General features: G+C 43.8%; 15 protein-coding genes. 11 read left to right on the top strand and 4 right to left on the bottom strand.

Annotated features, from left to right (window positions below):
• The first annotated feature begins 323 nt into the window (after positions 1 to 323).
• The 3 genes from pdxS (at position 324) to A391_RS0108080 (ending at position 3,324) form a co-directional block, all read left to right on the top strand.
• Positions 324 to 1,205, top strand: coding sequence for a pyridoxal 5'-phosphate synthase lyase subunit PdxS (gene pdxS / locus A391_RS0108090; protein ID WP_029144073.1), 882 nt, complete (start codon positions 324 to 326; stop codon positions 1,203 to 1,205).
• On the top strand, positions 1,199 to 1,852 hold the full coding sequence (gene pdxT / locus A391_RS0108085; protein ID WP_019898615.1) for a pyridoxal 5'-phosphate synthase glutaminase subunit PdxT: 654 nt from the start codon (positions 1,199 to 1,201) through the stop codon (positions 1,850 to 1,852). Before pdxS ends, pdxT begins: the two co-directional genes overlap by 7 nt.
• A gap of 311 nt (positions 1,853 to 2,163) precedes the next feature.
• The gene (locus tag A391_RS0108080) at positions 2,164 to 3,324 is read left to right on the top strand and encodes an IS30 family transposase (protein ID WP_019896657.1); all 1,161 of its coding nucleotides are present in this window, start codon (positions 2,164 to 2,166) and stop codon (positions 3,322 to 3,324) included.
• 167 nt (positions 3,325 to 3,491) lie between these two features.
• On the opposite strand, the gene A391_RS0108075 is transcribed toward A391_RS0108080, so the two are convergent.
• Positions 3,492 to 4,166: a Crp/Fnr family transcriptional regulator gene (locus tag A391_RS0108075; protein WP_019898614.1), complete on the bottom strand. Its 675-nt coding sequence runs from the start codon at positions 4,164 to 4,166 to the stop codon at positions 3,492 to 3,494.
• A 127-nt stretch (positions 4,167 to 4,293) separates the two neighbouring features.
• A complete protein-coding gene (locus A391_RS0108070; RefSeq protein WP_019898612.1) occupies positions 4,294 to 4,743 on the bottom strand; it encodes an RrF2 family transcriptional regulator in 450 nt (149 codons plus the stop codon).
• A gap of 272 nt (positions 4,744 to 5,015) precedes the next feature.
• Here A391_RS0108070 and A391_RS0108065 point away from each other — a divergent pair, with 272 nt between their 5' ends.
• The 8 genes from A391_RS0108065 (at position 5,016) to A391_RS0108035 (ending at position 11,010) form a co-directional block, all read left to right on the top strand.
• Positions 5,016 to 5,273, top strand: coding sequence for a DUF2249 domain-containing protein (locus A391_RS0108065; RefSeq protein ID WP_019898611.1), 258 nt, complete (start codon positions 5,016 to 5,018; stop codon positions 5,271 to 5,273).
• Between the two features lie 16 nt (positions 5,274 to 5,289).
• A complete protein-coding gene (locus tag A391_RS13835) occupies positions 5,290 to 6,417 on the top strand; it encodes a hypothetical protein (protein WP_019898610.1) in 1,128 nt (375 codons plus the stop codon).
• Between the two features lie 470 nt (positions 6,418 to 6,887).
• Entirely contained in the window at positions 6,888 to 6,962 is a 75-nt protein-coding gene (gene pqqA, locus A391_RS14765) for a pyrroloquinoline quinone precursor peptide PqqA (RefSeq protein WP_080656815.1), read from the top strand.
• A 56-nt stretch (positions 6,963 to 7,018) separates the two neighbouring features.
• Positions 7,019 to 7,303 carry a pyrroloquinoline quinone biosynthesis peptide chaperone PqqD gene (gene pqqD / locus A391_RS0108055; RefSeq protein ID WP_019898609.1) on the top strand — a complete coding sequence of 95 codons (285 nt, stop codon included), beginning with the start codon at positions 7,019 to 7,021 and terminating at the stop codon, positions 7,301 to 7,303.
• Positions 7,278 to 8,426 (top strand): pyrroloquinoline quinone biosynthesis protein PqqE, encoded by a 1,149-nt coding sequence (pqqE, locus tag A391_RS0108050; protein WP_019898608.1) that lies wholly within the window; start codon positions 7,278 to 7,280, stop codon positions 8,424 to 8,426. The genes pqqD and pqqE overlap by 26 nt, the downstream gene beginning before the upstream one ends.
• 104 nt (positions 8,427 to 8,530) lie before the next feature.
• On the top strand, positions 8,531 to 9,034 hold the full coding sequence (locus tag A391_RS0108045) for a urate hydroxylase PuuD (protein WP_019898607.1): 504 nt from the start codon (positions 8,531 to 8,533) through the stop codon (positions 9,032 to 9,034).
• Entirely contained in the window at positions 9,027 to 10,115 is a 1,089-nt protein-coding gene (gene serC / locus A391_RS0108040) for a 3-phosphoserine/phosphohydroxythreonine transaminase (RefSeq protein ID WP_019898606.1), read from the top strand. The genes A391_RS0108045 and serC overlap by 8 nt, the downstream gene beginning before the upstream one ends.
• A gap of 31 nt (positions 10,116 to 10,146) precedes the next feature.
• A complete protein-coding gene (locus tag A391_RS0108035; protein WP_198291932.1) occupies positions 10,147 to 11,010 on the top strand; it encodes a hypothetical protein in 864 nt (287 codons plus the stop codon).
• Here the strand turns inward: A391_RS0108035 and A391_RS0108030 are convergent.
• Together A391_RS0108030 and ubiD are read right to left on the bottom strand one after the other, a co-directional pair.
• On the bottom strand, positions 10,997 to 11,512 hold the full coding sequence (locus A391_RS0108030; protein ID WP_019898603.1) for a hypothetical protein: 516 nt from the start codon (positions 11,510 to 11,512) through the stop codon (positions 10,997 to 10,999). The genes A391_RS0108035 and A391_RS0108030 overlap by 14 nt on opposite strands.
• A gap of 100 nt (positions 11,513 to 11,612) precedes the next feature.
• A complete protein-coding gene (gene ubiD, locus A391_RS0108025; protein WP_019898602.1) occupies positions 11,613 to 13,097 on the bottom strand; it encodes a 4-hydroxy-3-polyprenylbenzoate decarboxylase in 1,485 nt (494 codons plus the stop codon).
• Between the last annotated feature and the right edge of the window lie 3 nt (positions 13,098 to 13,100).

The raw sequence follows: 13,100 nt of genomic DNA, 5'->3' as shown, positions 1-13,100 counted from the left end.
CCCGCGTTGCGCCTTACACAAAGTTACTTACCCCCATTCTCTTTAATACAAACATTCATTTGACGCTCCTTGATTTAATTCAAAAAGTGTCAAGCTAATGTAGGACAGCACATCATTTAATTTTGTAAATTGACCTTTATCAATGTGTTTTTATAGTAATAGCGCATCATGTGCATCAAGTTACTTGAATTTTGAATTTTTGTATTCGATCGTCAATTAGTAGATGGAAATAACTTATTTTTTACAATTAGCAATGCGCTGTGATGTCTAAAGAGGAGCAAGTACGAATGTGTGTAGAGATAACAAAGAACGATTCTGATCAGATTAAAAGTGGGACTTGCCAAGTGAAATCTGGCTTTGCACAAATGCTCAAAGGTGGTGTCATCATGGATGTTGTTAACGTTGAGCAGGCGCAGATCGCTGAAGAGGCTGGGGCATGTGCGGTAATGGCCTTGGAGCGCGTGCCAGCAGATATTCGTAAAGACGGTGGGGTAGCACGCATGAGCGATCCGAGCATGATAAAAAAAATTATTAATGCAGTGAGTATTCCAGTAATGGCAAAAGCGCGTATTGGTCATTTTGTAGAGGCGCAAATATTGCAGTCATTAGGTGTAGATTGTATTGATGAAAGTGAAGTGCTCACACCTGCTGATGAAGTACATCATATAAATAAAAGTAAATTTGACGTGCCATTTGTCTGTGGCGCATGCAATTTAGGCGAGGCTTTACGACGTCTAGCCGAAGGTGCAGTGATGATTCGTACAAAAGGTGAGGCGGGTACCGGGAATATTATAGAAGCTGTTCGTCATGCTCGCGCAATTAATGCATCGATACGTCAACTGCAATCAATGGATGAAAATGAGCTGTTTGCTTTTGCCAAGGAGTGTCGTGCGCCATATGAACTTGTACAGCAAACGGCAAAGCTAGGGCGTCTGCCAGTGGTGAATTTTGCTGCTGGAGGTATCGCAATACCAGCAGATGCGGCACTCATGATGCAACTTGGCATGGATGGTGTATTTGTAGGTTCAGGTATATTTAAAAGTGGTGATCCAGCCAAAAGAGCGAAAGCTATCGTACAAGCAACCACGCATTTTAATGATGCTAAATTATTAGCTGAGGTAAGTGCTGAATTGGGTGACCCTATGGTGGGCATTAATATTGATGTATTGACCAATCAAGATAGGTTTTCTCAGCGAGGATGGTAGGGGGAGAAGAATTGAAAGGGCAGCATGGTCAGCGGCTTAAAATAGGTGTATTAGCGTTGCAAGGCGCTGTTGTTGAGCATTGCCGTATGCTTGAAAGTCTTGGCGTCATTGTAGTGGAGGTGCGACTTCCTGAGCATCTTAAATTACTTGATGGGTTAATTATTCCTGGTGGAGAAAGCACTTCAATGGGACTGATAGCTGAACGTTGGGGGCTGATAGAACCGTTGCGCTCTTGGGTCCAATCTGGCAGACCTACATGGGGAATTTGCGCAGGTATGATTCTGCTGGCAGAGAGAATAGAAGACCAGAAACAAGGGGGGCAGCCATCTATTGGAGGAATGGACATAGAGGTAAATCGAAACTATTTTGGGCGACAAATTAATAGTTTTGAGACTATGTTAAATATTGATGATTTTTATGAGTCTGAAAAACCATATCAAGCAGTTTTTATTCGAGCTCCCATCATTACTGAAGTGAGCGATGGGGTGAAGATACTGGCTAGTCTCACGAACGGTTTAGATGGTAAGCTTATTGTTGCAGCACGGCAGAAATTAATGATGGTTACTGCATTTCATCCTGAACTTACGGATGATTTACGCTGGCATCAGTTATTTCTCAACATGGTACATGAGTCTCGTGCTACTTAACCACGCTACCAAATAGATTAGCATTTTGAGTCTGAGGAGCGCTACATGAACCTCTACAATAACCCTAATGCGTGTTCTTACCTAAAAGATCCACTCATGATAGCCTCAAAAAGGCCACCTAAAACAGTCGCAAAAAGCCACCCATATTACTTAGCGCGGACGTTGGGGATTAGTAAAATTTAGGTTTGATATGGAGTTGTAGTCGATACATCAGTCATTCACCAATTAGGCGCGTCAGTCTGCAACATACTGTGAGTTCAACCGGTCGATGCAACACGTTATTCTTATACAAAAGAATGAGGTGTTGAAAAATGAAACAGAGACCAAGAATTTATTACAGTGATGAACAAAAAGCCATCATGTGGGATCGGTGGAAAAAAGGTGACTCATTACACGATATAGCGCGGATATTTGACAGAAATCACTCTTCAATAGCTGGTATATTATCTGTGACGGGCGGGATTAGACCCCCTCAAAGAGTAAGATCACATCTAGCATTATCGCTTTCAGAGCGCGAGGAAATTTCCAGAGGTGTGGCAATTCAAGAATCGTTTCGTTCGATTGCCCATCGACTTGGACGCTCTCCATCTACCATTAGCCGTGAAATAAAGCGAAATGAAGGTTGTCAGCAATATCGCGCAACACATGCAGATCAAGCTGCCTGGGATCGTGCGAAACGTCCAAAGCTTTGCAAACTATCATGTAATCAAGGTTTAATAAAAGCCATCACATGTAAGCTACAATTAAACTGGTCACCGCAGCAGATTGCTGGTTGGTTGAAAAGAGAGTTTCCTACAGAAGAGCATAACCAAGTGTCACATGAAACCATCTATCGTAGCTTGTATGTTCAGACTCGCGGTGTATTGAAGAAGGAGTTAATTCAATACCTGAGGACGAAACGTATTATGCGTAGGTCCAAGCATTCGAGCTTAAAAGGAAATGGACTTGGGCAAATTACTGATACAGTTTCGATTAGTGAACGTCCAGCCTCTATAGAGGATCGTGCTATACCAGGACATTGGGAGGGTGACTTGATAGCAGGGTCTAAAAACAGCTACATCGTTACATTGGTTGAGCGTCATTCACGATTTGTAATGTTAGCTAAAATTAAAGACAGAAAATCCGAAAGCGTTGTATCTGCTTTAATTAAGCAAGCAAAGAAACTCCCAAATGAGTTATATAAATCATTAACTCTGGATAGAGGTACGGAGTTTGCAGATCATCGACGGTTTAAAGTGGAGACGAATATTGATGTGTACTTTTGCGATCCAAACAGTCCATGGCAGCGTGGCAGTAATGAAAATACAAACCGCTTGTTAAGGCAGTACTTTCCAAAAGGCACTGACTTATCGGTACACTCACAAGCTAAACTAAGTGCAGTGGCTAGACAGCTAAATGACAGACCTCGTAAAACATTAAATTACGAGACCCCAGCAGAAAGATTCAAAACGTGTGTTGCATCGACCGGTTGAACTCACAACGCAAAGTAGACAGTCAACTTTAACAGGCAATCGACTACCTTCAGATCAAAGGCTTCTAATAAACTAGTGGCGATTCAAACCATTAGCTGAATACTTACTACAACATGGGGTGAATTGAGTTAAGTTAAGCAAATTAAATATTTACTGTTTACCCTGAATTATTTGAAATCATGTAATCCCGATATATTGTTAATTACTATATCTTTACCATTAACTGTAATAAGTCCCGCATTTTGTAGCTTTTGCATGACACGTGAAAAAGTTTCTGGGGTAATGTTAAGCATAGATGCAATTATTGTCTTATTTGTAGGTAGTCTAAAACAATCTGAACCTCTGAAAGTTTTGCTAATTTGTAATAAATAGTCTGTTATTCGCTTTGTGCTATTCTGCAAGCAAATAGATTTTATATCCTTAACCAGTTGGTAATTTCGTGTAGAGAATACTGACAACATACGACCTGCAAGTTTTACATCTGTATCTATAATATCCAGAATTGCTTCCTTGGAAATTAACAAAGCCTGTGAGTCTTTCACTGTATATGCGTACATTGAAAAAGTATGATCAGAAAATATAGACTCCTCGCCAAAGCTTTGTCCTGATTGAATTAATCTGATTACCTTCTCAGATCCATCTAAAGACGCTACCCCTAGCTTAACTTGTCCTTTAAGCAGCAAGTAGAATCCATGCGCTTGTTTGTTCTGGCTAAACAGAATAGCATCACGCGAAACATCTAAAAATTTAGTCTTGTTTGTCAATAAATCAATTTGTGTGGGGAAAAGATCAGAAAATAAGTGAAACTCTGATAACCGCTCAGCCATCTGTGTCTTAGTCATTGAAACATCCTTATCTTAGCTTGCTTTAGTCCAGATTTGATCTTTATCTTTGCTGGAATTGGATATGTAAAATATAACCAAAAATATAAATTAATTGATATTAACTGTTGATAGTTTAGATACATTTTTAAACTGATTTTAAAGTCTTTGGTTGCATAAGGATGTGGGTCAACGGCGCTTCCTGCTGTAGCAAATCCGCCAAGGTATACTTATCCAGCACAGTAAATAGCGCAACCTGCGCTTCTCGCAAAATCCCCATCAATTTGCAATTAGGTCGTATACAACAGCTTTCCTCATTATCCATACATGGTAACAACGCTGTGTTACCTTCAGAATATCGAATCATTTCACCAATATTCACCGTATCTGGTTTTCGTACCAGACGTAAACCGCCGCCCTTACCGCGAACAGTTTCTATATATCCGCGCTGTGCCAATTGATGCACTACCTTGGTTAAGTGGTTTTCAGAAATTTCATATGCTCTTGCTATATCAGAAATTGTTGCCAACTTAGATTTCTGGAGACCTAAGTAAATCATTACTCGAATTGAGTAATCAGAGAAATTTGTAAGGTGCATAATTTCAGTCCGTTAAAAGATGTATTAATAATATTGCTTATGAATAAATATCATGGTAAATTAAAGATGTATTTTACATACACCTTATAGAATGTCCATTAAAACTTACAACTAGCTGCTTTTTTCAAATGAATAGATGTATTGAAAGGTTATTTTGCAAGTGATTGATAAGCCCATAGCGAGCAATATTTTTATGTGAATTCAATTGATGATGAACATCATTATTAGAACTTTTGCGCAGACGTTGCGCTTATTCCTTGAAAGGTAAACACATGTCACAGCCACATCTTCATCTACTTCCAGATCAGATTTATCCATTCGATGCGCGCGGCATAGCCAAGCGATTTCGACATGCTGCTATCTTCGGTGCGTTAGACTCGTTGCATAGCGGTGAAATTATGCGTTTCGTCAATGATCACGACCCATTGCCGCTACTGAACCAGCTTGAGCAGCGATATGGTGCAACTGTCAGTATTGTTTATAAGCAACGTGAACCTGGGACGATTGTGATTGATTTCGTTCGCACATAAGCTCTAGGAATCAACTTTGCTGCAATTTCAAGTAGCAATTACTCTACTGGCGTTTATCGCTGCATCTACCTTTGTTTTGTCAAAGAGCGGTGCGGCGATTGTCAGTTACCACATTATTTTCGCTATAGGCATCGTACCTTTGATATTAGGAGCGATGGTGCATTTCTTACCTGTGTTATCGCGCAGTAAAAATCCAGGTAAATTTATTAGGTTGTTGCCTGTTATAGCACTGTTCGGAGGTTTCTTAGTCACCAGTTATTTTGCTTATCCACAAGTATTGTCAGCTGGTCGCTATGTCGGTGCTACTACTATCATTATTGCAGTGTCAATTCTTGGGATTTGGGCATATCGCCTAAAAGTAAATGCGATTGGTAACCCACACCCTTGTCTTGATTGGTATCTGGCAGCCATGTTATGCCTATTTATAGCAGTTGGTTGCATAATCATGGGATATCTTATTCCCGAACAGCGCACTGCATTGCGTATGCTGCACATCCACTTCAACACCTTGGGATTTATTGGCATCACAGCACTCGGCACACTGCAAGTGCTGCTGCCCACAGCCACGCAACGCTCTGATCCTGAAGTGGCTGCACGCATGCGTAAACATCTGAAATGGGTAGTCGCCGGAATTGTGATCACGGCCTGTGGTTCCGCATGGCACCGCAATTTTGCATGGATTGGACTGATATTGCTGGCTATCCCGTTATTCGATATATTAAAGGCATGGCTAAAACTTTATTCGAATGCCATATTCAAGGTACATGGCGCTGTCCCATTACTTGTAGCAGCCCTGTGTGGATATTCAATAACCTTAATTATCGGATTAACTCACGCCTATCATCAACAAAGCTTTAGCCCGGTTGCGACTTTCATTATCGCCTTTCTAATGCCGCTCGTGACGGGTGCTGTCAGTTATTTGCTGCCATTATGGATGCGTCCAGGGCAACAAACGGCCTGGCATCAGGCAGCCAGGAAGCGATTGGGATTTGGGGGTGGCATACGAGCATTGCTGTTATTGACAGGAGGGGTAATGGCTGGATTTGGCTATGAAATTGGCTGGTATTTGGCAGTGTTTACTACAGGTATATTTGTTTTTCAGACGTTTGCTTTATTTGTACAGCATACTAAGATTCCTGAGTAATAGTCTTAATACTTGTTCAAGCTTTAAAACAATCACCTCTGTGTAATTTGCCATTTGACACAAAGGCATGTTGCAATGCATGGTGACGTTACATTCACAATCATTCATCCAACAACCAATCCCAGCGCACCAAAAAGCAATTTCCAAAAGTCACTAAGCCATTAAAGCAGCATTTAATGGGTGTTTGGAACAGTTATTCCTAGTTCTAAGCACCATTGCTCGCACAAACACCTTGACCAAAATCAAATTGTTCGGATTAACAGAAAATGACAGAAAATCATGACATGTTTTTAATCATATTAAGCATGCAATGACCAGTAATTTGAGCAAGCCCTTCTGTTATCCATAACGTATATTCAGTGTCGCATTGTAACTATTACATATGCAACGCTAATTGCAATGGTGGTTTTAATTTTAGCTTCTCCCATCGCTTGCGGCACCAACTTCAACTAACGTTTTAGGAGATAAAAATGCAATGGATCGAACCAGATTTTTGTGATCTACGTCTTGGCTTTGAAGTAACCGCCTACGTGTACGTGCGCTAGGTAGAACAGGGCGCGGCATTTTGCCGCGTCCATAATTAAAATAAGGAAGTCTTTATATGTCTGAGCATTTTCATTTTCAGCCAGAAGACCGCCCGCGACTGGATTCCAAGTATCTACTGCGTTGGGAGAAGTCACAGGATGCCTATGTACTGCTCTACCCTGAGGGCGTTATCAAGCTCAATACTACAGCTGCGGAAATCCTTAAGCGCTGCACGGGCGAAGCTACGGCCGCTAATATCGCTACCGAACTCAAGGCGCTATTTGTCTATAACGCTGATATAGAAAACAGTATTTATAAATTTTTGGAGATAACACATGGCAAAGGATGGATCCGCAGTTAGTCTGGATGGGCAAGGTAAGCCAATGTGGCTTGTACTAGAACTTACCTACCGTTGCCCGCTCAAGTGTGTGTGGTGTAATAATCCACTGGATTTTGACCAGTATGGTAAGAAAGAATTGAGTACCGAGGAGTGGAAGCGGGTACTTCGTGAAGGGCGCGAACTCGGTGCCCTGCAACTTGGGTTTTCTGGTGGCGAACCCATGTTACGCGATGATATCGAAGAGTTGGTGGCAGAGGCGGAGCGCCTAGGCTATTACACTAATCTGATTACTTCCGGTGTTGGGCTCACACCTGAACGACTCAAAGCACTGAAACAAGCAGGTCTCAAGCAGATTCAATTGAGCTTGCAATCTGCAAATCGTGACTTAACCGATGAGCTGGTAGGAGCGAGGGCGCATGATCTGAAAGTTCACGTAGCGCGCATGATCAAAGCCGAAGGGTTCCCGATGGTACTCAATGTGCCGATATTCAGGCAGAACATTGACCAGGTGGATGAAATCCTGGCATTAGCTGAAGACATCGGCGTAGATTACCTTGAACTTGCCAATATTCAGTATTACAACTGGGCGCTGCTCAATCGAGATGAGCTGCTGCCGACGCGTGAGCAGATTGAGCGTGCCGAAGCTGCTGTTAACGCTGCGCGTCAACGGTCAGGGCAGAAGATGACCATTTATTTTGTTATTCCGGATTATTACGAAACACGCCCTAAGGCATGCATGAATGGCTGGGGCACCATTCATCTCACCATTGCACCAGACGGTGCTGCTTTGCCTTGCCAGGAAGTTCGTGTAATCGAAGGGCTGGAATTTCCTACTGTGCGTGAGCATAGCCTGGACTGGTTGTGGAATGACTCACCACTGTTCAAGAAATTCCGAGGTGATGAGTGGATGAAGGAGCCTTGCCGCACCTGTGACGAAAAAGAAAAAGACTTTGGTGGCTGTCGCTGCCAGGCATTTCTGCTGACCGGCGATGCAACGAATACCGATCCTGCATGCGCCAAATCACCACATCACCATGTGATTGAAATGGCAATCAGCAAGACACGACAGAAACATCACGAGCCGCGCCCCCTGGTCAGGCGGCAAATTGGAGCAGTCACTACGATGTTTATGGCGCAGAAATGAAAACACCTTACGATACTGCAACCGGTACTATCGCGCTCGGTCTGTTGCTAACACTGGGATTATTCCTCATCGTCCGCTGGTTAGTGTTGGGAGGTTGATGCACGATGGATCAGATTGTAGACTTTTTACTTCGCTGGATACATCTTTTTGCCGGCATAATTTGGGTTGGGCATAACTATGCCAGCGTGATTCAGCGACCAAACTTCCGACCACCTGGGAAAGAAGATTTGGGCGACGAGCAAAGCTCAGTTTACATGGCTTTGCTCGGACGTGAACACGGTACTTTCAGATACGCGGCTATCGTAACTTGGTTGGCTGGTGTTGGTATGTTGTGGCAACGTGGACTGCTGATTGATGCAATAACGATGAAAGGCTATCTTGCCGTTATCGGCATGGGGTTTTGGCTAGGCACGCTGATGCTGGCTAACCTATGGTTTATATTATGGCCAAACCAGAAGAAAGTGCTTGGTTTCATTTATGCACCGCTGGACGAGCGTGTGCGTTGTGCTCGAATTACATTTCTTTCTTCTCGTACCAATACCATGCTCTCCATCCCATTGTTGTTTTTCATGGCAGCCAGCCAGCATGGAGTAGCGCTGTTTGCCTGAGTTTTTTAATTTCTCTGCGGGCCCAGCCGTTATGCCAGTTACTGTGCTGGCGCAAGCGCAGCAGGAGTTTTTGAACTGGAACGGCAGTGGTTTTTCTATGTTAGAGACGCCTTTTACCGGTGATGCTTACAAGAAAATACATAATCATGTGCGCGACAATCTTCGATTACTGCTAAATATTCCAGACAATTATCATATTTTATTTATGCATGGCGGTGCGTCGGCACAATTCTCGCTGGTACCACTCAATTTATTGGGTAGGGCAGGGCGAGCTGATTATGTGGAGACTGGCTACTGGTCATGCAAAACTATGCGCGAAGCCAGACGCTACTGTAATGTCAATGTTGCAGCCAGTAGTTGTGCCACCGGATTCGACCGAATGCCCGAAGCATGGCACCTCGACTCGAGCGCAGCCTATTGCCACATTACCAGCAATGAAACCGCCAACGGCGTGCAATTCTTTGACATTCCGGATACCGGTGATTTGCCACTAGTGGCAGATATGACATCTGACTTTCTCAGCCGGCCGATTGGTGTGCAGCGCTATGGTGTAATTTACGCAGGAGCGCAAAAAAACATCGGTCCAACTGGTCTTACCATTGTCATTGTGCGCGATGACCTGCTGGGGCGGGCCCATCCAGCAACGCCAGCGGTATTCAATTATAAGAATCAGGCTGAAGCAGGTTCTATGCTTAATACGCCGTTGACCTTTTCTATCTATTTAACTGGATTGGTACTACGCTGGATTACCGACATGGGTGGTGTCGTGGCTATGGCGAAAAACAGTGCGCAGCGAAGCGCGCAATTGTATCAAGTCATTGATGCCAGCAAAGGTTTTTATCAATGTTCAGTGCAACCAGCCCACCGATCATGTATGAATGTTTGCTTTACGCTCGCTAATGATGCGCTCACGCCATTGTTTCTGTCCTTAGCCGCTGAAGAAGGATTGTTGAATCTGAAGGGTCATCCCATGGCTGGTGGCATTCGCGCCAGCATCTATAATGCAATGCCAAACGCTGGTGTAATAGCACTCATCAGCTTTATGCAGCATTTTGCAGATATGCATTGGCATCATGTATAAGTGTCTATTTTCAGTCGCATCTAAATTGGGTATGCCAAACGCTCGCAAACTGGCTGCACATTCAATTTGGCTAACCGCGATCTCCTCAAGAGTAGAAACGCCGCAAACCTTGCGGCGAAATGTCATGGGATTATCTTTCCCAGGTCCACTTGGGCTGGCAGCGGGATTTGATAAACATGGCACGCTCTTTAGCTGCTTAGCACCGCTTGGTTTTGGTTTTGCAGAAATTGGTTCGGTTATTCCGCTGCCAGAGCAGCAGCGTAGCCTGGGACTCGATAGGGTAGTTTCCCATTTATCTAAAAATATCAGACCGCATTCAATTCCACTTGGGGTGAGCATCAGCATGAACCGCACAACCCATCCTGAAAAGATGGTCAACGATTATATGATATGCATGGAAAAACTCTGGGAATTTGCTGACTACATAACTCTTAATTTAGGTGTACGAGCCGGACCCGATCTTCATCAACCAGAGTTTCGTGCCACATTGTTGACCTTACTGGCAGCGGCCAAGGATAAGCAAGTACTGATGGCGGCTGAGAGTGGTCGGGTTTGTCCTGTTGTTGTAAAAATTGATCAGAATCGTGGAGATACAAATAATCTATTATCCTGTGTGCGTGATTATGCATTTAATGGATTGATTCTGAGTGGTGATGAGCATATCCATGATAAAAAAGAAGTGCTTGCCAATTTGCAACGCGTGTTAAATAAGATGCGTGACAGCATGCCAGTTATTTCAGTGGGAGGAGTTCGTACCCCGCAGGATGTTGTTGACCGCTTATCAACTGGTGTCTCACTTGTGCAGATTTATAGTGGACTCGTAGAGGCAGGGCCTTTATTGCCAAGGCGAATTAATGCTTACCTGTCAAATTTTGGAGTTGTCAATCAGATTTAACAGCATCTAAACTCCATCCATCGTGCTGAAAATACTTACCGTAATTGCGTAAAGACTGCAACACGCCTAGTGCTCCAACTCGTTGCGCTTGAATGTTCTTAGATGTTCGCATTAGCGTCACACCATCTAGCAAGTCGACCAAGACAACCCTATGAAACGCGCGATCTGCATCTTTAGCTAATTTGCAATTTCTCACAATCTCAGCAGCATTTCTCTCTATCACAATTGCTATTCGGTGATAGTCATGAGCGCTAAGGCGTCCCTTAATAATATCATCTTGCCTAACAGAAATGGCTTGGCGAATATTGTCCATTCCTAGCTTCACTACTTCATCGGTTTTCCATTTTTCACCTGGTTTCAAAACGTGCATAGATGACTCTGCGTTTGATTGACTTTGATGTAGGTGTTGGTGTTCATCCGCATAGGCAGGTGTGGTAACCAATATCAGACATAGAGCGCTTAATAAGTTAATGCCTCTCCATAAAAAAGCTGCAGTCAGCATATTCAATTTATCCTTTTAAATAGTACTTACATTTACTGATAATTTTTACTAAAACAACTTAAAGTATTCTTAAAATATACAAGTTATGTATTAAGAATGATCAAAGCCCGAGTGATTTCCAGATCTCGTCAACTTTAGTTTTCACTTCGGCGGGCATAGTAATTGGGCTACCCCACTCACGGCTTGTTTCGCCTGGCCATTTATTGGTTGCATCTATGCCCATTTTACTGCCGAGACCACTCACTGGCGAAGCAAAATCAAGATAGTCAATCGGGGTGTTATTTACCAGCAAGGTGTCACGTATAGGATCAACACGAGTCGTGATAGCCCAAATCACCTCCTGCCAGTTTCGGATATTCACATCATCGTCCACTACTACGATGAATTTAGTGTACGTGAACTGGCGTAGAAAGCTCCAGATGCCAAACATGACAGGTTTAGCATGACCAGGGTAAGATTTTTTAATCTGCACCACCGCCATACGGTAGCTGCAAGCCTCAGGAGGCAGATAAAAGTCGGTGATTTCTGGAAACTGTTTTTGTAGTAACGGAACGAATAATTCATTAAGGGCTAATCCCAAAATGGCAGGCTCGTCAGGCGGTTTCCCAGTATAGGTAGAGTGGTAAATCGGGTTATGTCGCATAGTAATGCGATCAATAGTAAAAACTGGAAACCAGTCTTGTTCGTTGTAATAACCAGTATGGTCACCAAATGGTCCCTCTAGCGAATGCTCATAACCAGTTGCGTGTGATTCATCTGGGTAGATATGCCCTTCAAGTACAATTTCGGCTGAAGCGGGAACAAGCAAGTCGCTACCTATAGCCTTGATCAGTTCAGTGCGGCTTCCACGCAATAAGCCAGCAAATTGATATTCAGAAAGGCTATCGGGAACTGGTGTAACTGCTCCAAGTATGGTTGCAGGATCAGCGCCCAAAGCAACAGCCACCGGATAGGGACGGCCTCGGTTGCGCTCACAATGATCACGAAAATCGAGGGCACCGCCACGCTGAGCTAACCATCGCATGATCACTTTATTACGCTTCAGCACTTGCTGGCGATAGACTCCAAGATTCTGACGCTCTTTATTTGGCCCTTTTGTGATTACCAGTCCCCAGGTGATCAGAGGTGAAATATCTCCCGGCCAGCAATGCTGAATTGGCAGTCTTGCCAAATCGACATCATTGCCTTCCCACACGATATCCTGACACGGTGCAGAGCGTAATACCTTGGGGCTCATGTTCCATAATGATTTGACCTGCGAGCGCAGACCTAGCATATCCCTGAACCCGTTAGGCGGCTCAGGGTCTTTCAGCATGGCCAACACATGACCATAGTTGCGTAGCTCGCTTACATCCGCAGCACCCATGCCTAGCGCAACGCGTCGCGGAGTACCAAAAAGGTTAGCAAGCACGGGTATGCTGTGGCCTACTGGGTTTTCAAACAACAGAGCAGGGCCGCCAGCACGCAGGGTGCGGTCACACAGCTCAGTCATCTCTAAATATGTTGAGACTGGTGATTTAATACGCTTAAGCTCACCCATTTGTTCCAGTTGGATTATGAAATCACGCAAATCACGGTAGGCCAAATC

It is taken from the genome of Methylotenera mobilis 13 (genome assembly GCF_000384255.1).
Classification (GTDB): domain Bacteria; phylum Pseudomonadota; class Gammaproteobacteria; order Burkholderiales; family Methylophilaceae; genus Methylotenera; species Methylotenera mobilis_B.
The sequence above is the reverse complement of the archived record's forward strand: the minus strand, read 5'-3'. Positions and strand labels throughout refer to the sequence as shown.